At 56.5% G+C, this 19,590-nt stretch carries 22 protein-coding genes, 1 tRNA gene and 1 pseudogene; 10 read left to right on the top strand and 14 right to left on the bottom strand.

Features of this window, described 5'->3' with window-relative positions; all coding sequences use genetic code 11:
* Positions 1 to 117 precede the first annotated feature (117 nt).
* The 10 genes from FRF71_RS07850 to FRF71_RS07805 form a co-directional block, all read right to left on the bottom strand.
* Positions 118 to 1,701, bottom strand: a complete 1,584-nt coding sequence (locus tag FRF71_RS07850; RefSeq protein WP_147090084.1) for a ShlB/FhaC/HecB family protein — start codon at positions 1,699 to 1,701, stop codon at positions 118 to 120.
* 41 nt (positions 1,702 to 1,742) lie between these two features.
* Positions 1,743 to 2,438 carry an aquaporin Z gene (gene aqpZ, locus FRF71_RS07845; protein ID WP_147090083.1) on the bottom strand — a complete coding sequence of 232 codons (696 nt, stop codon included), beginning with the start codon at positions 2,436 to 2,438 and terminating at the stop codon, positions 1,743 to 1,745.
* Between the two features lie 140 nt (positions 2,439 to 2,578).
* On the bottom strand, positions 2,579 to 3,085 hold the full coding sequence (locus tag FRF71_RS07840; protein WP_147090082.1) for a lysozyme inhibitor LprI family protein: 507 nt from the start codon (positions 3,083 to 3,085) through the stop codon (positions 2,579 to 2,581).
* Between the two features lie 97 nt (positions 3,086 to 3,182).
* Positions 3,183 to 4,184, bottom strand: a complete 1,002-nt coding sequence (locus FRF71_RS07835) for a L,D-transpeptidase (RefSeq protein ID WP_147090081.1) — start codon at positions 4,182 to 4,184, stop codon at positions 3,183 to 3,185.
* Positions 4,171 to 4,644, bottom strand: a complete 474-nt coding sequence (locus FRF71_RS07830; protein ID WP_147090080.1) for an META domain-containing protein — start codon at positions 4,642 to 4,644, stop codon at positions 4,171 to 4,173. The genes FRF71_RS07835 and FRF71_RS07830 overlap by 14 nt, the downstream gene beginning before the upstream one ends.
* 102 nt (positions 4,645 to 4,746) lie before the next feature.
* Positions 4,747 to 6,771, bottom strand: coding sequence for a M13 family metallopeptidase (locus FRF71_RS07825; protein WP_161597908.1), 2,025 nt, complete (start codon positions 6,769 to 6,771; stop codon positions 4,747 to 4,749).
* An 80-nt stretch (positions 6,772 to 6,851) separates the two neighbouring features.
* On the bottom strand, positions 6,852 to 7,532 hold the full coding sequence (locus tag FRF71_RS15505; RefSeq protein WP_192900045.1) for a hypothetical protein: 681 nt from the start codon (positions 7,530 to 7,532) through the stop codon (positions 6,852 to 6,854).
* Positions 7,533 to 7,590: 58 nt separating this feature from the next.
* Positions 7,591 to 8,388, bottom strand: coding sequence for a hypothetical protein (locus FRF71_RS07815; protein ID WP_147090078.1), 798 nt, complete (start codon positions 8,386 to 8,388; stop codon positions 7,591 to 7,593).
* 243 nt (positions 8,389 to 8,631) lie between these two features.
* Positions 8,632 to 9,288 carry a hypothetical protein gene (locus tag FRF71_RS07810; RefSeq protein ID WP_147090077.1) on the bottom strand — a complete coding sequence of 219 codons (657 nt, stop codon included), beginning with the start codon at positions 9,286 to 9,288 and terminating at the stop codon, positions 8,632 to 8,634.
* Positions 9,289 to 9,337: 49 nt separating this feature from the next.
* Entirely contained in the window at positions 9,338 to 10,072 is a 735-nt protein-coding gene (locus tag FRF71_RS07805) for a hypothetical protein (RefSeq protein ID WP_238339503.1), read from the bottom strand.
* Positions 10,073 to 10,425: 353 nt separating this feature from the next.
* Between FRF71_RS07805 and FRF71_RS07800 the strand changes: the two genes are divergently transcribed.
* Positions 10,426 to 11,415 carry a helix-turn-helix transcriptional regulator gene (locus FRF71_RS07800; RefSeq protein ID WP_161597907.1) on the top strand — a complete coding sequence of 330 codons (990 nt, stop codon included), beginning with the start codon at positions 10,426 to 10,428 and terminating at the stop codon, positions 11,413 to 11,415.
* A gap of 739 nt (positions 11,416 to 12,154) precedes the next feature.
* Here FRF71_RS07800 and FRF71_RS07790 read toward each other — a convergent pair.
* Positions 12,155 to 12,454, bottom strand: coding sequence for a hypothetical protein (locus FRF71_RS07790; protein WP_238339501.1), 300 nt, complete (start codon positions 12,452 to 12,454; stop codon positions 12,155 to 12,157).
* 107 nt (positions 12,455 to 12,561) lie between these two features.
* Here FRF71_RS07790 and FRF71_RS07785 point away from each other — a divergent pair, with 107 nt between their 5' ends.
* Positions 12,562 to 12,849, top strand: coding sequence for a hypothetical protein (locus FRF71_RS07785; RefSeq protein WP_238339588.1), 288 nt, complete (start codon positions 12,562 to 12,564; stop codon positions 12,847 to 12,849).
* Here FRF71_RS07785 and FRF71_RS07780 read toward each other — a convergent pair.
* Positions 12,846 to 13,611 (bottom strand): annotated as a pseudogene (locus tag FRF71_RS07780) (IS5 family transposase). The gene FRF71_RS07785 and the pseudogene FRF71_RS07780 sit on opposite strands and share 4 nt — an antisense overlap.
* 92 nt (positions 13,612 to 13,703) lie before the next feature.
* Here FRF71_RS07780 and FRF71_RS07775 point away from each other — a divergent pair.
* Positions 13,704 to 14,099, top strand: a complete 396-nt coding sequence (locus FRF71_RS07775; RefSeq protein ID WP_147090074.1) for a hypothetical protein — start codon at positions 13,704 to 13,706, stop codon at positions 14,097 to 14,099.
* Positions 14,100 to 14,144: 45 nt separating this feature from the next.
* On the opposite strand, the gene FRF71_RS07770 is transcribed toward FRF71_RS07775, so the two are convergent.
* Positions 14,145 to 14,468, bottom strand: a complete 324-nt coding sequence (locus FRF71_RS07770; protein ID WP_147090073.1) for a DUF6968 family protein — start codon at positions 14,466 to 14,468, stop codon at positions 14,145 to 14,147.
* Between the two features lie 160 nt (positions 14,469 to 14,628).
* Between FRF71_RS07770 and FRF71_RS07765 the strand changes: the two genes are divergently transcribed.
* From FRF71_RS07765 to FRF71_RS15445, 4 genes are all read left to right on the top strand, one after another.
* Positions 14,629 to 14,967 (top strand): hypothetical protein, encoded by a 339-nt coding sequence (locus FRF71_RS07765; protein ID WP_147090072.1) that lies wholly within the window; start codon positions 14,629 to 14,631, stop codon positions 14,965 to 14,967.
* A gap of 26 nt (positions 14,968 to 14,993) precedes the next feature.
* Positions 14,994 to 15,284: a hypothetical protein gene (locus FRF71_RS07760; RefSeq protein WP_147090071.1), complete on the top strand. Its 291-nt coding sequence runs from the start codon at positions 14,994 to 14,996 to the stop codon at positions 15,282 to 15,284.
* A 191-nt stretch (positions 15,285 to 15,475) separates the two neighbouring features.
* Positions 15,476 to 16,063, top strand: coding sequence for a hypothetical protein (locus FRF71_RS07755; protein ID WP_147090070.1), 588 nt, complete (start codon positions 15,476 to 15,478; stop codon positions 16,061 to 16,063).
* Between the two features lie 660 nt (positions 16,064 to 16,723).
* Entirely contained in the window at positions 16,724 to 17,236 is a 513-nt protein-coding gene (locus tag FRF71_RS15445) for a hypothetical protein (RefSeq protein ID WP_161597906.1), read from the top strand.
* 122 nt (positions 17,237 to 17,358) lie between these two features.
* On the opposite strand, the gene FRF71_RS07750 is transcribed toward FRF71_RS15445, so the two are convergent.
* Positions 17,359 to 17,838 (bottom strand): hypothetical protein, encoded by a 480-nt coding sequence (locus FRF71_RS07750; protein ID WP_147090069.1) that lies wholly within the window; start codon positions 17,836 to 17,838, stop codon positions 17,359 to 17,361.
* 181 nt (positions 17,839 to 18,019) lie between these two features.
* Between FRF71_RS07750 and FRF71_RS07745 the strand changes: the two genes are divergently transcribed.
* From FRF71_RS07745 to FRF71_RS07735, 3 genes are all read left to right on the top strand, one after another.
* The gene (locus tag FRF71_RS07745; protein ID WP_147090068.1) at positions 18,020 to 18,232 is read left to right on the top strand and encodes a hypothetical protein; all 213 of its coding nucleotides are present in this window, start codon (positions 18,020 to 18,022) and stop codon (positions 18,230 to 18,232) included.
* Positions 18,232 to 19,320, top strand: a complete 1,089-nt coding sequence (locus FRF71_RS07740; RefSeq protein WP_147090067.1) for a tyrosine-type recombinase/integrase — start codon at positions 18,232 to 18,234, stop codon at positions 19,318 to 19,320. Before FRF71_RS07745 ends, FRF71_RS07740 begins: the two co-directional genes overlap by 1 nt.
* 70 nt (positions 19,321 to 19,390) lie before the next feature.
* Positions 19,391 to 19,464, top strand: a tRNA-Gly gene (locus FRF71_RS07735).
* The last annotated feature ends 126 nt before the right edge of the window (positions 19,465 to 19,590 follow it).

The following is a 19,590-nucleotide window of genomic DNA, read 5'->3' as shown; positions in this document are numbered from 1 at the left end:
ATGCTTGTTGCCAACGCCCTGACACCAACCATTATGGTTGCCTTCCCCATACGCCGCCGTGGTAACACTGATCCCCACCGCCAACTTGACAAGCAGCTGGATTTGCCGCGTCAACATCTACCAACCCCTTGTTATGGATAAGTAAAATGCCGGATCGCCAGCGGCTGTGCGAGGCCCATCAGAAAACGGGAAAGCGATCCAACTTGACATTTGCCACCCACCAAAACGGAGGTCGGCCCCGATCCCTGTGGATGCGATCTGCCATGACCTTCGTTCGTTGAATACCTGACGGGGCTTTTCCAGCCAGGCTACGCCGCCTGAGAGGAAAGCAAAAGGCGCGATCGATTCGATCCGGCCGGAATGCAGATTCTCGAATGCCCTACTGAACTCGATCGTACCGGAAACCCCGCTATCACCATCAACTTCGGCGGGCGCATAGCTCCGCAGGAACGGTGCGTGCCCCATTGAGAACCGTTCGACCTCCGGCAGGGTGGTTGCCGAAATCTGCGCCCTGCCGTCGAACCGGATGGTGGAATTGCTATCTCGGCTGATCACGCGCACCATGCCAAATTCGCCACGCAGATGTGCGAAACTGCGCGGTCCATCGGTAAAGGTCGGCTTGTCATCGTCCGGTCGCACTCCTGCCGACGCGGTCAGTCCCCACCGCAAAATGCCACCTCGGACATAATCATACCCGTGGGTCCAGTGCAGCCGCGTAGAAAAGGCCTCACTCTCCGCTTGATTGAGCCCGAACAGCGATCTGGTCTTCTGGTATTCGCCCTCGACAATAAGGTATGAGAAATTCTGGAGATCTCTGCGTGTAACAAGGCCAATCAGCGCCCCGGCCGTAAAGCCACGGAGCCTGTAAGTTGTCTGATCGTCACTGAAGGTTCGGCGACCAACCACGTTGCCGGCGTATAGCTCAATGTAGGTTCCGTCAGCCGATACGGGCGCACGGTACGTGCCGAACGCAGCTACCGACATGCCGCCGCCATTCTCACGCGAGACAAGGCCGGTCAATCTGGTCAGGTCACCCGGTGTGCCCAGGCCGTAAAACTCCTGTGATACAAACCCGCGCAAGGCGTATCCAGGACGGGTCGGTATCATCTCCACTCCCGCAACACCCGACTGTTTGCGAACGCTGCCTTCGATAAACAAGATCGACTTGTCACCCTCTGGGGCCAAGTGTGCTTGCACCTGCAGGCCAGCAAGGTCTGAGGCGAGTGCGAGCGATCGCTCAAATGTCTTTTGGCGCACGGGCGCTTTACGCACTGCGGGAGCAAGGATCCTCGAAACGGCGCTTGCGAGATCGGGCTTCAAGCCATCGAATTTGACCGCGTCGACCACTCCCTCATCTACTGCAATGGACTTTCGGCCGGCAGTGTCTTTCAGCACAGCAACTTCGGCAAAAAGAAAGCCATCTTGCCGGTAGATAACCTCAATTGTGTCCGCCAGTGCTTCGACTGTTTCTGCCCGGTTGCTGAGTCTCAGACGCGCTGCCGCAGTCGAAGCTAGTGACTGAGGATCATATGCGGTGACACCAGAAATCGTCACAAGCTCCGTACTGCTTATTTGAACCGTAGCGGCCATCGCTTTTGGGACTGAGTAACTCAGGCCAACAAGGCAGCAAAATGCGCGGCAGAGCGCGATAGCCGTTCGAAGCCATTGCGTTGACGTTCCGCCAAAAGCCACTTTCAGCATTCGATGCCCTTCAGAGTAAGATCACACTTGTGAATCGGCTTTCATCCCACCTCGTCGTCAGAACCAATCACGCGCCAGACCAGCGCGCCGATCGTGGCCCCCAGCAAGGGCGCGATCCAGAACAGCCAAAGCTGACCTAACGCGTTCGTTTCGGCAAAAAGTGCCACACCGGTCGAACGCGCTGGGTTGACCGACGTATTTGTGACCGGGATCGAGACGAGATGGATTAGTGTTAGCGTGAGGCCGATGGCTAACGGGGCGAAGCCTTGCGGCGCACGGGCAGCCGTTGACCCGAGGATCACGAGAATGAAGCCAGCCGTCAGAATTACTTCAACCACCAATGCCGCCGTCAACGAATAGCCACCTGGTGAGAGGACACCATAGCCATTGCTGGCAAAGTTGCTTGCGATCCAGCCCACTTTGCCAGAAGCGACAGCATATAGGGCTGCCGCAGCCAGCGTCGCTCCCAGGACCTGCGCAAACCAGTAAAGCAGCAAGTCGCGCCAGACAAAGCGCCTTGCCACTGCTAGCCCAAGCGAAACGGCCGGGTTGAAATGCCCACCGGAGATATGGCCAACCGCGTAGGCCATGGTCATCACGGTCAGGCCAAAAGCAAGCGACACGCCCGCAAAGCCAATGCCGAGATCTGGATAGCCCGCCGCCAGAACAGCCGATCCGCACCCCCCAAACACGAGCCAGAACGTTCCCAATAATTCCGCGAGAAGTTTGCGCAGCATAATTCGTAAATCTCCAATTCAAGTTGCCGCTGCACCAGTCTCACATTGGAGTGTTCCGAGAAAGTATGACGGTGCTGCGGCAATGAAATTGACAAAATAACCGTCAAATAGCTTTTAGTAACTCCGATTGAAATTCTTTTTTAGATATTTTGGCATGTGATTGACGGCAGCCCCCTATGGGAGAGTATTAAACTCTTGCCATTTTCCTTCACGCCAACTTCTTGCTGCCACCCGGGGGCAGGTGAGGTTTGGACAGCTACTGCATACAAAAAAGGGCCACGCCATAAGGTAATCGAGCCTGAATCGGCTTTTGTCGCGGACAGCCCAGGTTTGCCGCGAGGCCCATTGCAGCTGTATTGTCTCGTCGCCAAACGTGTGGCCGCAACAGCTTCAAGGATGCTCAACCTCTCCGCATAGGCTGATTTGACACATGCAGCGTGCTGCTCCTGGAATGCACACATGCTACGTCGACGCAGCCACAAGGGTTGAGCTTCAAAATACGGAGATTTCACTGCATCCAAGTTCGGCGCGACGGCGAGATATGCCTGCCGCATGCGCGCATCCAGCGCCCGCAGTTCGGCATTGCTGCAAACCAGAACATCCGTGGCATAGCTGGGCTGCTGGCAGTTGGCTGCCATCTGCTCCATGGGAGGAGGGACGGGCGCGACTGTAGGGGGAGCTCCCGGCTCCAGCCCCAATGAAGACACTGCCAAGAGAACATGCAAGCCAACAAAATCTGGCAAACTACTTCTCCCGGCTAGCCATGATGGTCATTTCCCTGCCACTATTGCGCCGAAGGATGGGGGCCTGGGTTACCAATACTGTCGTACCGGGCACGATCACCCCGCGCAAAGCGGTGTAAAACTCGTGCGGCATTCGCAGGTCATCGAGCACGCCAATGTCGAGAAGCTGGCCAGACCCCCCGCCATGCCCCGGCACCCCAACGACGACCCAGCTGGAACGACCATCGGCCAGGGTCGTGTAGGTATAGACGTGGGTTTCCGTATCGTGGCTTGGTACCTGAATCCGCGCCCTGCCAATTTCTACACCGTTTCGTGATACCACTATGCGTTGATCGCTCTTGGAAACGATCATCGTAATTGGCCCAGACGGAGATGCCTCGGGAGTCCACCGGTAGGCCTCATTTGCCGCCAGCGGCACGTGGGGAATGACGGTGCCTTTCTCGCCCAGAGGCGCCAGGACACCTGCTGCAGGCACAAGCGTGGGGTTGCTGGCGCGGCCCGCGATTATCACGGTTCCGCCCATACGAGTCTCGCCAAAGAGCTGGCGAGAGAACTCAAGTGGCAGATGCACGCAGCCATGGCTCTCGGGATAGCCGGGCAGCCCGCCTGCGTGGAGGGCTACGCCATCCCAGGTCAGGCGCTGCTGGTAGGGCATGGGGGCATTGTTGTAGGTGCTTGACCGATGCTTTGCATCCTTCTGCAGAATCGCAAACACCCCGGCTGGCGTCTCATGTCCCGGCTTTCCAGTCGAAACGGTAGAGACGCCAATTCTTACGCCATTGCGATAAATCGTCGCTTGTTGGCGGGACAGGTCAACGTAAACGGTCATTGGGCCGTCAGGGGAGATTTCCGGTGCCCAAACCCACTGGCCGGGCCGCAGCCCCTCCGCTTGCCGCGCCAGCTCAATTGCTGAACTGACTTTGCTGCCTTGGGCGATCAACACATTCGGCACCGCGAGCAGGCTAATAACGGCGAGAACGTATCCTGGCCTAGTTCGCCGCATCGTTTCGCTCCCACACGATGGTCCCGCCATCCGCCATCAGACTCATGAAGAGCTTGCCGTCGCGGATTGTGAACGATCGCACATAATTGAGCTGGGTACTCACCAATTCGCCCATGGATGGGGACGGACAGAGCATCTTCGTCGTCGCCAGCGGTCCAATCGCGAGGCTGCCGCCTGTGGCGTTGGATATCTCGTTTTTCCACGAGCCCACCCCGCGATTGCAGTCAAGCTGGGCGGCGAGCCTGCCGTCCGGTTCAAAACGCAGCGTGTATCGTGATGGATCTTTGGGGCGGCTGGTCCCTTGGGCATCATCCATGGATTGGAATTCGACAAAGCGCCAAGAGGTACCAGCGAGGCCAGCAAAGGCAGCATTGCCGACAACCGGTGCTGCTGCGTTCGGCTGGCATCCGCCCAGTGTAGCAGCGGCAACAAGAAGCGCTGCTGTAAGATAGAGTTTCATGAAGCTATCTCCTCAGTCTCAACCTAGAACTGGAGACATTTGTGTCGTTGCGGCACCGAGCGCTGACGGATCAAGTGTGCTGGGTGCCCGGCTCTTCTTGCCTCACCAGATCTTCACCCGCTTTTCCGGGGGCAGATAGAGTTTGTCGCCCGGCTTCACGTTGAACGCCCGATACCAGGCATCGACGTTGCGAACGACGCCGTTGGTGCGGAATTCGCCGGGGCTGTGCGGATCGGACAATGTTCGCCGACGGGTTTCACCTTCGGAGGTGATGTTGCGCCAAACCTGCGCCCAGGCCAGGAAGAAGCGCTGGTCACCGGAATAGCCGCCTATCACGGGCGCCTTGCCGCCCTGCTTTTCCTTCACGAAGGTTTGATAGGCGGCGTAGGCTACGGAAAGTCCGCCCAGATCGCCGATATTCTCGCCCAAGTTCTGGCGGCCGTTGATCGTCAGCCCAGGCAGCGCCTCATAACCGTTGAACTGCTCCACCAGGCCAGCGGTGCGTTTTTCAAACTCGGCGCGGCTGGCCGCGCTCCACCAGTCCCGCAGCTTGCCATCGCCATCGGAACGGCTTCCCTGATCGTCGAACCCATGGCCGATCTCGTGGCCGATCACCGCCGCAATCGAGCCGAAGTTCACCGCAGGATCGGCCTTAGGATCAAAGAACGGTGGCTGCAGGATGCCGGCCGGATAGGTCATGCTGTTGGTTGCGGGACTGTAGCCAGCATTTACTTCCTGCGGTGGATAGGGAAACTCCCAGTCGCGCGTGCCTTCGGCCAACTTCTTCAGGCTATCCGCCGTTGTCCAGGCCAGCAGCCGATTCTGGTTGCCGACAAAGTCATCGGCAGTAATGCGCACGCTGGAACGATCATGCCATTTATCCGGATAGCCGATGTGGGTGGTGATCTTCTCCAGCTTCTTCAACGCTTCGGCCTTGGTGGGGGCATCCATCCAGTCCAGTTTGGCAATGCGATCGCGATAGGTGGCGCGCAGATAGCCCACCATCTCTTCCACCTTGGCCTTGTCCCTTGCACCGAAATATTGTGCGACATAGATGCGGCCGATTTCCTCGCCCATTGCTGCGTTGACTGACGCGATGCTTTCGAGTTCGGGCGCCCGGCGTTGCGGCGTGTCGTTCAGCCGCTTCATGTGGAAATCAAAATGTGCCTGCACCCATGGTTCCGATAGCGAATCCGCCCAGCCGTTCAGCGTTTTGAACAGCAGGAAGGATTGCAGGTCGGCCACCGGGGTGGCGGCGAAAAGCGCTGCCAGGTCGCGCAACGACGTATCGGTAGTCACCTTGATGCGGGTTTGCCCGGTGAAACCCTGCTCGGCCAGGTAGGCGGCCCAGGGAAAGCCCGGCGCAAAGGCGGCAAGCTGATCCGGGGACATCACGTTGTTCATCCGCACCACGTCGCGGCGCTCGGCCAAGGTCCAGTGGCGCTTGGCAATCTCCATCTCCAGCGCCATTACCCGGGCGGCGCGACCTTCCGGATCGGATATGCCGGCGCGGCGGAAGCTGTCTGCCATATAGGCCTGCAGCGCTTTGCGATGACCGATATAGGGTTCGGTATCGGCCAGATAATAGTCCCGCGACGGCATGGTTAGACCGCCGACGCCGACTGCGGCGATCTGGCGGCGGGGGTTCTCTGCATCGGACATCACGCCGCCGCCGATGAAGCCATCCATCCACGGCAACGCCATCAGCTTAGCGATGTCATTCCGATCGGTTGTTCCAGCAATTATTGAAAGTGTGCTGGCAATCGGCGTGATGCCCAGCGCGTTGCGACGTTCCATATCGGCATGCGAACGGTGGAAATCGCCGATCATCTGTTCAGGGCTGCCCGGCGCATCGGTGCTCTCGCGCGATTGCTGGATGATGCCGCCCACCCGCTGTTCGGTGTTGAGATAGGCCTCCACGAACCCGTCGATATACGGAATACCTTGGGGGATCTTGGCTGTCTTCAGCCAGCCTTCGTTGACGTATCGATAGAAATCATCACCCGGCCGCACGGTTTTAGACATTTGAGCAGTATCGACGCCCCATTCACCGATCGCCGCCTTTGGGGGCGCCTCGGCCACAGCCGTAGCCGACATCGCCAGTATTGAGACTGCGATCGATGCCATTCTAAGTGTCTTTTTCATTTCAGACTGCCTCTCGGTGAATGGGTGTCGGTTGGGACGGGCTTGACCAAGCCAGTCCTAGATCAGCGACATTTGGGGTGGGTGCGAATATCGCTGGCGTCCAAGACGCGGTTGTTGGCGTTGGTAAGCTGTACGCACTGCCGCGTGCGGGGATTGAAGTAGATGCCGTAAAGCGAATTTCCGGAGCTGAAGGAGTCGACGTCACGGAAGCCGCGCCCGGTCATTGCATCGATTGCTGCGATGGAATTCATGCCCTTGATATCGGAGATCGATACCGGCCTGACGCCGCCAGCACCGGGCCGCTGTCCTGCACCCTGCTGGCCGACAACCCCGATCGTCAGGCGATAGTTTGTGACCTCGTTTCGGCGTGCCGCGTTGCGCATCAAATAGACCCGGACCGTGTAGGCGCCGGTCCGCGGCAAGCGGCCAGTGTAATTGTTGCCCGCTGTTGAGCCGATGAAAAGGGCTTCGTCCGAATCTGCAGGCAGGATATTGAAATAGGTCGAAGGGTTGGTTGCCCGCATCGAAACGGTCATGGTCTGACCGGCGGCAGCGCGCACGATATAGTCCCTGGTTACATCACCCTGAATCCGCGCATTGATCGTGGTCGAGGAAGCGCCTCGAGGGAAGGTCACGGTCTGCGACTGGATTTGTGCGAGGATCGGAGTGGCGAGCGCCAGCCCTAGGCCGAGCACGACATGGCGGGTCTTGGTAGAAAGTCTCTTCATCATTAGTTCCTTCATTTCAGCTCTTGTTCGGCCTGTGTTGCGGCGCGGGACTATGGCCCCGCGCCGACCACAATCAGCGGCACTTCGGGTGGGTGCCGATATCCCGGATATCCTGGACGGAACCGTCAGCGACGGTCATCTGGATGCACTGGTGCGTCGCCTTGCGATTCCAGATCGTGTAGGAGCTCGTTCCAGACTTGAAGCTGTCGACGTTGCTGAAGCCGCGTCTGCGCATGTCATCATCCGCACTGCTGGCGCGGGCACCATTCAGGTCGCTGACATCGACCACGGCGAAATAGCCGCCGCGATTGGGCATATAATCCCGGTGACGCAGATTGGCCGAACGCTCCTCTACACCTTTCGAATAGCCATCCGAGTAGGCATCGACGCGATTATAGTTGTGATAGCTGGTGTTATAGAGACCATCCCGATAGCCGCGCTCAAACTCGGCGGTTTGGGCATCGTTGTAATTCTTGCCATCGCGGTGGTGCGACTTCGAAAGCAGTGCCCCCAGAAGCGCAATACCCGCCACCGCACCGACAGCAGCTGCGGCACCGCTACCGTCCTTCTGGTTGCAATCCCCCTTTGATGCATCGCGGATCGAAGCGTAGCGACCGTCGCGCGTTTCGATATGCACGCAGTTCTTGCCATTCGAATTCCACCAGTAGGCGTGCTTCGTGTTGAACGAGCCTTCGTTACCGGTGATATAGGTGTAACCTCTTGATTCAAGATCACCTTCTGCCTGACCGGCTCGTGCACCGACCAGGTCAGATAGGTCGCGGGCGTTCGCGGCCAGGGCTGGGGCGCTGGACGATGCAACCAGAGCCACTGAGATGGTGGCGCTAATGATAGCTTTGTATTCTGATCTCACGATTTGCCTCCTGTTGATGCGAAAAGTTTGGTTCGGTATTCCGGTTTGCGGGAATGAGCGCTGTTATCGTTGCGACCAAAACTGGGCAGCGCACCCCGGTGGTAATCTGGCACACGCTGCCCAGCCTCGATGGCCCAGCGGTCGCGAGGTGCGCGCTTCACTGGACAGCGAGATCCACAATTCGGCATTGGCCAGACCAGCTCTTTGGGCGTGTCGATGGCAGGTCCAGCGTCCATCATGACCTCACGTCAATTCGACGATGACGAAGCCCACCGCCATCATCCCAATTGCAGCCAAGATTGTTGCAAACACGGCCGCCAGCAGCCCTCGCCAGAACCCAAATCCCAGCTTCTCCACAAACCAACTTGCCTGCTGCCAAAGAAACCACGCGGTCGACGTGACAATTAGCGCAGTCCCGGCCAGGTCGCGGACATCATGCGAGTAGTGACGTAGTGAAAACGCCAGTCCAATCGACAAGGCGAAGGGCGCGGTGATAAAGCATTGCGCGTAAAACGGTGCGCGCAGCGTCTCGCGAGTAAGATCGATCTTAAGGCCTGCCAACAGCCGCAATGACAGCGCCAGCGGCAGCAAGCTGAAGGCAAAAACTCTGAACAGCAGCAAATTTTCGCTGGTAGCGAGTAGCTTCGTCTGTTGCGCTGCCGGGATTGTGGAGTGCACCGCAAGCTCAATCCCGTGGCTGATCGCCAGCGAAATCATCAGGAAAAGTGGTGGCGAAAGTGTGTCGGTGTATTGCTCGGACTGGACGTCCCCCAGTTCGGTATCGGCATAGTCCATCATGCGCTGGGGATGGCGCAGTGTGAGCCAAAGTGTCCTCGGATAGAAGACGAGCAGCACCATCACCTCATAGAGAAGTTCCTCTAGGGATTTGAGGATACGCATGAAATCCAAAGAACATTCCCCTCGTCAGGAGCTGGCACGTAGCGAGAGATCAGCCCCCCATGATGAATGCGTCCAGGATTTCGTATCGCTCCGGGCCGATCGAGATCGTGGTCAGATCGCCATCGCGCTTGCTGACGGTTTTGTACGCAGCTGAGCCGTCAGCTTGGTTGGTGTCGGCCGAGATAAACTTGCCCTGCTGGTCGAAGAACAGTGCTCGACTGCCCCCGCCAGGCCATTGGACCTCGACAGTCGTCACGCCGCCTTCGCCATTGCGCTTTACCCCGGCTTGGCACTTGCCCATCGGCTGGCCACGGAACCCAGCGCAGGGAATTTCGGCGGTCGCATTGTAGTCGGTCCCCGCAACCTTGGCGTCGCTGCTTACCGAAACGGTGCTCGCGCCATTTGGCACCGACACCAAGGTGATCCCGTCTATTACGGTCAGGACCTTGCCACCGAGCGCTTCGGCGTCTGCCTGGGCTTTGCAGCCCACCAGCGAGGCACTGTCTTCAAGATAATTGACTGTTGCTGCGCTTTCGCCAATCCGTCGGCACGGCGCACCTGCAGAAGGGAAGCCGTCGCCGACAACCGGGAGACTGGCGGGCCACTCTGATGCCGGAGTGTTAGTCGCGGTCGCCTCAGGCCCTGATGCGGAGGTATCGTCAGCTGCTGAGCAACCCGCAAGCCCGGCTGCAAGGGCCATTACGACTGCAACCACAGCGCGCTTTCGATCGAACATCCAAGCATCCCCTATTTTTGAAAAGGTCTCTGAACCCAAATCATCCATCACTTGATTTAATTCTGATTAATCAATTAAATAGCAAGCAATGCCAATCCGCAATTAGTTGCCACGCCATCGCGCATCTTAGGAAATCGGTGCGACGAGTAGAATCTAGGCACGTTTGCGACGGTAACTTCCGACCCGAGTGCGAAGGTGGGCTAAATACGGGGTTGTATTCTATGGGCAAATGCGGCCAAGCTATTGGCAAATGTAGACAAGTGCCCAGAATACCCGAGGGTCCAGTTAGAGTTCTTCTTCGGCAGAGGCCTATAAAAATAGAATACAACCAAACATATAGCGCAGAAACTTGTCGCAGCATCGCCAGGGATGCCGTTGCGCACCTCGGCAGTCGGGCTCAGTTGCGGGTTCCGACCGGTCTTCTTGCTCATTTTGCAGAATGGTTTGGATGGCCCGACTGGCTTTTGGACGGCACTGAACTTGCCCTGGATGTAGACAAGTCCTTCCCTGCGACGCTCACCCTGGCCGACGATCTAACGATCTTGGCGAATATTATCGACAATGGTTTCGCCAGCGCGTTTCTGTCCCGTCTTCAGTTGTCGTCGTTGGGCGTTCCTGGTTCAACTAATTCGCTTGTTCGAGAGACGGCACCTGACCTGCGCAGTGCGCTAACGGTTTTAGCGCGCGCCATCACAGTCTCTAACCCGATCTACGAAGCGAAGCTTGATTTAGACGGGGAAATGGCAAAGTTTGTCATGAGCTCGAAAATCGACATGGGTCGAATTTTCGGGCTCGCCGCAGCGGTCGTTGTGATGATGCTTCGTCAAACATTCGCCGTATTCGTGGGGGGGCGCACAGCAGAGCTGAAAATTACGATTGGTCCCGAAGCGATACATGACCTCGAAACCTTCAATACAGACCTCCTTATTAAAGTCTCAATTGGCCGAGATCTGTGCGTCAGTTTTCCTGCAGCGTGGCTGGAAACCCCCAATCCAATCTTTGATCGCGACCTCTGGCTGATCGTCGTCGCACGTATCGAAGCGCGTGAGCGGGCTCTCAGGCAAAACTCGGAGATTGCCACAATCGAAAGTCAAATCGCAGCAATCTTCGAGCGTGGGGGAAGTCCTCCGCGAATGAAGCAAGTCGCGGATCAGATGGGCATTTCGTCACGCAGCCTGACGCGAAAGCTTGCAGCGGCTGACGTCACCTTCCATGATCTCGTTGAAACAAGGCGCCGACACCGCGCTGCAGTTCTCATTGCCCGTGCCGACATCCCTTTGAAGGAAGTCGCCTACAGGCTAGGCTTTTCAGACATGTCCACGTTCAGCCGAACGTTCAAAAAATGGTTCAGCAAGAGCCCGGCTGCCTATCGTAGCGAGAGCAGGCGCTAGTTTTTGACTTCACCGCCAGCGGCTTCCGCTTCGAAATGATTGCTTTGAAGGGCGGCCGTGAATCGCCTTTAGTCCGCTAACCCCAACATTCCAGCCGATCACGCCCTTCCGGACACGACCACATTGCGGCCATCCACCCTGCAGACTAACCTATGCCAATGGACAAGCCAGACTTTCGCGGGATGACAGTGAATGAGAGGCTCTTCGCGTCGGGCCTTATAGACGATTTCGACCGCGCCTTGGCTCAAGGTGACACAACGGCGCTAAGATCGATACTCGTCCAAGTGGACCTAGACCCAAACCTTGCCATGAGCTTGTCCACTCCCCCCAACACTGCAGACGAATGACCCGGTCCTGGAACGACGACCTTGCAGAGGTTCGATACTCGGTGCAGATTCACACTATGGGAAGAGGGCTCTGAGTTGTGATGCGCCTTAGAACGACACTCGAATGGACGGCGTTCGTGCTGATTTCGATTGCCCTTTGGCTTGCGGCAGGCTTGTTCTTGTTCATTGTGGGCGGCGTTTCCTGCAAGATCACAGAGACCTGCTTGCGCGATAGGTTTGTTGCTTTCGCGATACTACTCTTGCTTCCGGCACAAGCAGCGACTGCGACTTGGTTACGGTCGAGGCAGCGCAACAGGTCGTTCGATTAGGTCGGCATCCCCAACTAATGGTCGCCGACAAGCCTAATCCTCGTTATTAAAGCGAGCCTAGGCAATCGTGAAACGCTCTTCGTCCTAGAAGCCTGCGCCGAGGTCATAGAGATAGAGCGTAACAGGGCACGGCTTACCGTCAGCCCATTGCACCGCTTCGGCAACTGAGACGGCCTCAAGTGCCTCGTAGTCAACGCGCTGGCTTGGATCACTGCTGGGTGCCTGATCGGAGTCCTTGCAGCTATTATCGTGCTCCGTAGCTTCGATGATGGCGTTGACCTCGCGCCACCGATGCGGTCGAGTTCGCCTGTCGATAATGTTCCAAAGCATCTGGTCGAGATACCGATGCGTTGCGAAAGTGGCAACGGCAGCAACCCCCAACATAACTCACAACTTAGCCGGTCGAGGCACAACGGCATTGCAGACATTCATGGCATTGGTAGTGTCGGAAGATGGCAAAAGCGGACCGTCTTTCTTAACAAATTGAGAGATTGGAGACCGAATACCGGTCGAAGCTAGTCGTTGCGCTGAGAAAGTGCGCAGCTGGAGTTTGGGGGTTGTTCGGTCAAAACGAGCGTCTTGGTGATTGGGAGAAAAGCGAAGATTTGCTGGAACTTCCCGAAACTGCATCTGCCATCAATGCGCTGAGAAAGCGATTGGGCGATCAGCCATTCCCGCTACACATGGAATTTGAGGCCGCACGCGGAAAGGGCGCTTGTAATGACTTCGGCGAGCCCAAGCTTGCAGAACTTTGGCTCGAAAAGCTTGGAGAGGATTAGGCCGTAGACTTATAAACGCGTAGCCACAGGCGCATAGAGGCGAGTTGGACCATAGCCAAAAAGTTCTCGGCCAACTTATCATTGCGGGTGGCAACCCGGCGGAAGTGCTTCAGCTTGGAGAAGAAACGCTCGATTAGGTTTCGCTCGCGGTAGAGCCAGGTGCTGAAGGATGGCTTCGATCTCCGGTTCGCCTTGGGCGGTATGTTGGCGAAAGCGCCTTTGCCGCGGAGAGAAGCCCGGATGCGGTCGGCATCATAGGCTTTGTTCGCCAACACGATTGTTCCTGCAACAACATGGTCAAGCAGATCGTCAGCGGCTTGCCCATCGTGGCTTTGCCCTGCGGTCAGGCTCAGCCGGATCGGGAGGCCTTGCCCGTCGACGACCGCATGGATTTTGGTCGTGAGCCCGCCTCGGGAGCGACCGAGACAATGATCTCGATCCCCCTTATTGCCGTCGCGGCCTGCTGGTGGGCGCGAACGGATGTGCTGTCGACCATCTGGATATCGCCTTGATGGGCGGCGGTTATGGCATCCATCATTCGATCCCAGACACCTGCCTTGCGCCATCGCACGAAGCGGTTGTAGCAGGTGTGCGCGGGCCATAGCGTTCAGGCAGGTCGCGCCACGGTGCACTGGAGCGTAGCACCCAGAAGATGCCGTTCAGCACACGGCGATAATCAACACGCGGAACGCCTCGCGGCTTGCTCGGCAACAGCGGCTCAATGATGCGCCACTCAAAGTCGGTCAGGTCATATCGGCTCATCCCGCCGCTGAATCACTTTCCCGTTCGTTTTGGAAGCCCTCGGTCGGCAAGCGACTACTTGCCAACTTCGAGGTGCCATGGAAAGTCAAGGCATGCCCAAGATCGTGCCAACATCCATGGTAAAAACGCGCGTTCCGCTTATCGGATTGCTCATCTGCCTATCATCACCAGCTTTAGCAGAGGTGGCCGACAAGGAACCAACCATCCCTCAGCTATGGATGGTTCCCGCGATTATCACAGCCATCGCCACCTTTGTCGGACTGAAGCGCCCATCATTCGCTCTTCTCCTTCTCCCTATCGCGCTATTTTGCGCTTGGGGCCAAGTCGACGAACTCCATGATCCCTTTGTTGGTCCCGCGATCCGTACCGAATTAGGCGATGCCTACTTCACTCACGGATACCTGTCGGCAGCTGCGGGAATAGTTGGCCCTCTCATCGCCTGGGCCATGCACCGGTTCTATCGGGCGAGAGCGAAAAGCCAACTATAGCGTCATCCCATTTATGGGTTCACCGCCTAGGTAAGATGAAAAGGCTTATGGCTGTGGGGGACGGTCGTAGAGCGGCCCAACACCCCAAGTGGGCGGAAGGTCGAGATCGGCCTGATCGCACCAAGTAAGGCGCCCGGCCTTATAAGCATCGCTCTCGACCAGGTCGGAATGGACTGTCCGCATAGCCAGCATAAGTGCTTGGAGACCATCTTCGCCACACGCATATCGGCGAACCTCTCGTTCTGGCCATCCAATGACATAAGGGCACTGGAATTCGCCTCCGGGCGCCTTGGATGGCGCAAAAAAGCGGACAATCAACTCACCGCCATCAAGCTCGAACCGGCGGTCCACGAATGGCGTTTCGATCATCAGCCCTCCTCTGCTGCAGGTAGGTCTGGCATACGGCCAAGGGAGCAGCAACTTTTATAAGTTCACGGCCTAGGTCAGCTTCCCCCAACCTTGCTGTCGGATAAGTCGGCCGAGGCGATGCACCATAGCGGACAATCAGAATTTGACGCATACTTAGGGTATGCTTGTCAAAATCTTTGAGGATCAGACACAGATCGCTGCGGCCGAAGTCTATGCTCTTGACCCGCCTATGGGTGTCGCTGTGGCTAGACTGACGCCCACCGAGGCTTACGATTCCAAGCGGCACGCAAACGTAATTGACGGAGAGTTTTTCGGAGACCGTGGCGATATCCTGCAGATCGAAACAGATGATGGAACCGCTATTGTTTGCAGGGTAATCTCCATTCAGGATTACCCCACCCTCAATGAGCGCTACGTCGAGATGATCGGCATTACAGAGCCGAGCTTTGAAAAGCTTTTCGCCGATCATCCTGACTTCATGTCTTACTGGGGCAGATGAGTCGGCGGAGCAATCCAGGTATTCAAATGGACACGCCTCAGCCGGTTGAAAGCTACGTTGTGACAATCGAAAGCTCTGTCACCACAAAGCACGAGCTCTTCAGCCGCATCACAGACAAGGTCCACCTCGGCTTAAGCCGTTTCAGCGGGTGGGACGCTTTCGAGGAGTTTCTTCTCAGCACTCTGGAAACTCGAAATATCGTTATCCAGGTCGTGAACGATGACCTGTCTGGCCTGTCCGAGAGCGACAGGCGCCTCTATTTGAGGTTGATGGAGGATGCCGCTCGTGAGTTCCCGCAGAAGCTGTTTCTTGAGTAGCAAGTCCAGATAACCCAAACGTTTTTAGCGATCGTGCGGGTCCGATAGCGACAACATTGCGGACATCAAAAAGGCTTGATTAGGCACCTTAAAGCGGCCACTTTCGACCGAGCAGTGTATGCGAAGGCCGAAAGATGCATGTCTTCTGCAATCTTGAGGAATTAGGAGATGGTCATCCGCCTTTGTGCGACATGTCTTTTGAGATCGTCGATAAAGTCTACGACGAACACGAAAATACCTGGCGATTGGGTTTTCGCGCTGCCGCAGCGCCATACGAGCCAGTAGGATTTAATGCGGACATCCCAACCGTCGGCTGGAAGGAACAAGTCGACGGTGAGGGCGATGATGCCTTCCATAGTTTCTGGGGGCCGGTGACACTGCGATCACGAGGCCATGACAGCAACAGGCTGTTGGCGTTGTTGGCTGACTATTACGGTGCCCCGTCGCCTCAAGACAAAAACGACAGTTGGCTGCCCAAGCTATTTCGGCGTGAGGATACCCTCCTGGCTACCGGGTGGATCTTCCCGCAAGCCATAAATTGCTTTGCTGTAGGCATCCAATCCAATCCCGCGCTTCTCGCGAACGACGCGGTGCACATGAAATTGTTTTTCGACGATGGCATGGAGAATGGCCACTACGCCGAGGTGTTTCTCGATATCGATTTGGCTAGGGGACTAGGCGCATTGAACGAAAAGGATGAGGAATACCGCGCTGAATTAATTCACTGGTTGTCACGCCCCGGCAAGGTCAACGCAAACCCGTATGGCAGGGGAGAATAGATGTCCGGCCGATAGCGGTCAGTCCGCTCCCCCCAACATTACGGACCGACAAAGGCGTTTCGAAAGACAATGTTGCGGACGCTGAAGCTTCGGCCATATTCGTCGCCATGAGAGCCTACATTATCGTTCCTCAACTCGAGACGTTTGGTGTCTCCGACGCTCGGGCCGACATTGCACTGGACCTCATCGTAGATGTTGTCTTTAGCTGCCTGAGGCGAGGGGGTGACTGTTTCCAGTATTCGGTCGAGTGGGCCGATCCAGTGGCCACTGTTGGCGCTCCATTCCGCGAAGACGTCGCCATTCCGCACGTGCATGAGCTAAGTTCTGATGTGGACCTTCAGTCATGGTTGAGGCGAGCAATCGACCCAAACACCCCAGGAAAGGGCGACGTTCGCTCGATTGCGACGTGCCGGACGGCCACGTTTGGTTATGACAGCCAAGTGTTCCTTCTGCTGAGGACTGAAGACGACCCGCCAATCTCGCCGGACCCGGAGTTGGTTCGGATCGAAGAGCGGCCCGACATATTGTCTGATACCGACTGGTTTGACGGTTGGGCCCGAGGCACTTGAGACCGGCAGCCGTCCCCAACACTGCAGTCGTCCGAGCCGATCCTGGAACGATCACATTGCGGACTACAGCCAAAACTGACATCTTCAGCTAATGGCAGACCGCTGGCTTTTGCTAACAATGATTATTGGCGGAGCGAGTGCAGCTGCGTTGTTTTGGCATAAAACCCACGAACTTTTGCCCGAAGAACGCGCCCTCTTTTCCAAGTTAGAATTGGCGATCTCACAAACACCTCCGCGTGAAGCAGACATTAGGCGCGCCTTTGGCCCCTTCAGTAAATGTCGAGGCATAACTTGCTTTGAAAAGGAAGGGGGGCGAATTGGCGCACTTCGTTTTTCCGACCGGTCTCTTAGAGAGCAAGACGATGGATTTATCTTCGATATTACCGGCTTTTCCGGGGGATGCATCCGAACTGTAAGGGTCAAATCCCATTTCAGAACTGGTGAGCCAAAGCAGTCATGCATGGATGGAGTTTGCTGGCATATTAGATCGCAGCATGACTGGGGAATCATGAGTTTCGAGCTAGAATCTTCAAACTCGCCTTGCGTCACATCTGCCATAATTAACACGACCCCTGCACAACGCGGTAAGAGCATTGGAGGCTGATGTCCGCTTTCCCCTTCCCCAACATTGCAGGCGATTGAGCCAGTCCCTGGAGCGACCACAATTGCGGTCTTGCCCAATTCAGTGTCGTCACCAGCTTTCCGCACGCGCTAGGAGCAAACTAACTATCGAAACGTGCAGATCCTTGCGGCGCTGATGTCTTTGCTGAATGTCTTTTCGAAGCCAGGCTCAATACTGCCTTCACCCAGCTTTCGTTTGATCTCTTCCTTCGACCCCGCTTGATAAATGAATCCGATTAGGAACTCGGCCGGGATGCCGTGCCGGTACGCATAGAGCATCTGCATCGAGAACAAGCTTCTATCTTGCTTGGACACAACTGAATCGTCCGCAAAGAGCGCCAGCAATCCAAAGTGGAATGGGTTCTCTTCCAACTTCACTCGAGCGGTCAGCCCTCGACCATCCTGCCTTACGACGTTCTCAAAGAACCGAGAGCGACCCTGGGCAACGTAGTGAACTATGATTCGATAGGACTCGCGCTTGAGATAGCCATTCGCGGTCTCTGCAGGAGTAAGCTGGCCCTTCAGACCTTTGCGACGCTCCCATTCATCGATCAGAACACGGCTAAGTGCGTTAAACTCAGCCATTGCGTTGGGACCTTGTCCCGGCCGGGCAGGTAGATCAATCTTCACTGATTACCCTTTCAGTTCGGCGGACACGCAGCCCAATTGACTGCAACCTATAAGTCGTATATAGATGCGACTATAGTCGCTGTCAATATCTATTTTTAGTTGCTCGGTTCAAACCTGCAGGAAAGGGAGAAATCTAATGCTCGCCCGTCGAGATGAAAAGGGAGCACGGACCGCCTACGCAAAGAAGGTAGCGATCACGCGCTCTATCGACGCTGCACGAATGGCGGGTGTACCCATTGCTGCGGTCGAGTTCTCGCCGGACGGAACAATTAGGATTTTAACAGACCGCTTTGACCGGGATGGCAAGCTCAGTGAGTTCGATCGATTGGATGCGCTTGGGAAGCTCTGATGGTGAAGGGCGTCCATTACGTGCGTTCAAAGCGGCCAGACGGAACTATCGTCTGGTATGTCTACGCGTGTCGCGGCGGCGCTCAAATCATGAGACATGTCGGGCCCAAAAAGCCAAATCTTTCGAATGAGGCACTTCGTCTTCTCAACGAGGCCCGTCTGGTGCAGCGCACACACGCAGAGAAGACCATTGGCGACCTCATTATGCACTTCCGCAAAAGTAAGCAGTGGAACGATCTATCCGATGGCACCCGCCGCACTTGGGGTTCAGCACTTGACGCAATTGATCGCAAGTGGGGCGAAACCCCACTAACAGTTTGGTCTGACCCGCGCATGAAGGCAAAGGTGGTGGACTGGCGAGATAGCCGAGCGGCTACTCCGCGAGGTGCAGATATCGGAATAACCGTTCTGTCCCGCTTGCTAGAGTTTGGGCTGCTTCGGGGATTTGTCCGGTTCAATGCCGCAGCTGGCATTCCGAGCCTCTACAAGGGCGGAGGTAGATCGCTGATCGTGTGGACAGATGAGGACATGACCCGATTTGCCCAGACAGCCCTGGAGATGCAGCAGCCTCAAATCATCGATGGAATGAGGTTGGCGGCGCTTACAGGCTTACGGCGTCAGGATTTGGTCATTGTGACCTTCGACGACATTCAGGATGGAACTCTTACAACTCTTGCTCAAAAGCAGAGCCGCAATCGACGGTTCGAAGTGACAATTCCAATCCTGCCGGAATTGGCTTCACTCATTGAAGAACTTTCAACTCGTTTTCGGAAACCTGGCGTCAAAACCCTGCTCGTGAACAGCTTCGGGCAACCTTGGTCAGAAGCTGGTTTCACGGGGAGCTTTGGCCGTGTCAGAGACAAGGCCGATATCGCAGGTGTGGACGAGCAAGGGCAATTGACCAGGAAACACTTGCACGACTTGCGCGGCACCTTCTGCACTACGCTTTGCATGGCCGGGCTTTCGAACGAAGAAGTGGCGATGGTAATGGGGTGGTCGCCCGAGCAAGTTGCGAGCATCCGTCGCACCTATGTCGATAAGAACCAGGTAGTAAGATCGATCGCACGTCGTCTTGGCCAAGCAGCCTGATAATGGTGCCAAATTGATTGACGAATCTCCCGCGATGTTGTGAAGCGCGCGCTCAGCAATCGCTGTCCTAGCGGGTATAGCATAGTGGTAATGCACCAGCTTCCCAAGCTGGCTAGAGGGGTTCGATTCCCCTTACCCGCTCCAACTCACACCACGCGCTAGGTTGGACTTGCTCCGGCGAGTAAGTGTAAAACGAATTGTAAAATCGCCTTTCTGATCTCAGGTTTTTCTGAGAACTGCGGTACTTTTGGAGTCAGACCCGTAAGCTTC

Source organism: Novosphingobium ginsenosidimutans, from assembly GCF_007954425.1.
Classification (GTDB): Bacteria; Pseudomonadota; Alphaproteobacteria; order Sphingomonadales; family Sphingomonadaceae; genus Novosphingobium; species Novosphingobium ginsenosidimutans.
Note: the sequence above shows the minus strand (reverse complement) of the source record. Positions and strands in the feature narration are given on the sequence as shown.

Coding starts and splice junctions, on each gene's coding strand:
- FRF71_RS07850 (WP_147090084.1), bottom strand. CDS start 1,701: ATGCTGAAAGTGGCTTTTGGCGGAACGTCAACGCAATGGCTTCGAACG.
- aqpZ (WP_147090083.1), bottom strand. CDS start 2,438: ATGCTGCGCAAACTTCTCGCGGAATTATTGGGAACGTTCTGGCTCGTG.
- FRF71_RS07840 (WP_147090082.1), bottom strand. CDS start 3,085: ATGGAGCAGATGGCAGCCAACTGCCAGCAGCCCAGCTATGCCACGGAT.
- FRF71_RS07835 (WP_147090081.1), bottom strand. CDS start 4,184: ATGCGGCGAACTAGGCCAGGATACGTTCTCGCCGTTATTAGCCTGCTC.
- FRF71_RS07830 (WP_147090080.1), bottom strand. CDS start 4,644: ATGAAACTCTATCTTACAGCAGCGCTTCTTGTTGCCGCTGCTACACTG.
- FRF71_RS07825 (WP_161597908.1), bottom strand. CDS start 6,771: ATGGCATCGATCGCAGTCTCAATACTGGCGATGTCGGCTACGGCTGTG.
- FRF71_RS15505 (WP_192900045.1), bottom strand. CDS start 7,532: ATGAAGGAACTAATGATGAAGAGACTTTCTACCAAGACCCGCCATGTC.
- FRF71_RS07810 (WP_147090077.1), bottom strand. CDS start 9,288: ATGCGTATCCTCAAATCCCTAGAGGAACTTCTCTATGAGGTGATGGTG.
- FRF71_RS07805 (WP_238339503.1), bottom strand. CDS start 10,072: ATGGATGATTTGGGTTCAGAGACCTTTTCAAAAATAGGGGATGCTTGG.
- FRF71_RS07790 (WP_238339501.1), bottom strand. CDS start 12,454: ATGTTGGGGGTTGCTGCCGTTGCCACTTTCGCAACGCATCGGTATCTC.
- FRF71_RS07775 (WP_147090074.1), top strand. CDS start 13,704: ATGCCCAAGATCGTGCCAACATCCATGGTAAAAACGCGCGTTCCGCTT.
- FRF71_RS07770 (WP_147090073.1), bottom strand. CDS start 14,468: ATGATCGAAACGCCATTCGTGGACCGCCGGTTCGAGCTTGATGGCGGT.
- FRF71_RS07765 (WP_147090072.1), top strand. CDS start 14,629: ATGCTTGTCAAAATCTTTGAGGATCAGACACAGATCGCTGCGGCCGAA.
- FRF71_RS07760 (WP_147090071.1), top strand. CDS start 14,994: ATGGACACGCCTCAGCCGGTTGAAAGCTACGTTGTGACAATCGAAAGC.
- FRF71_RS07755 (WP_147090070.1), top strand. CDS start 15,476: ATGTCTTTTGAGATCGTCGATAAAGTCTACGACGAACACGAAAATACC.
- FRF71_RS15445 (WP_161597906.1), top strand. CDS start 16,724: ATGGCAGACCGCTGGCTTTTGCTAACAATGATTATTGGCGGAGCGAGT.
- FRF71_RS07750 (WP_147090069.1), bottom strand. CDS start 17,838: ATGGCTGAGTTTAACGCACTTAGCCGTGTTCTGATCGATGAATGGGAG.
- FRF71_RS07745 (WP_147090068.1), top strand. CDS start 18,020: ATGCTCGCCCGTCGAGATGAAAAGGGAGCACGGACCGCCTACGCAAAG.
- FRF71_RS07740 (WP_147090067.1), top strand. CDS start 18,232: ATGGTGAAGGGCGTCCATTACGTGCGTTCAAAGCGGCCAGACGGAACT.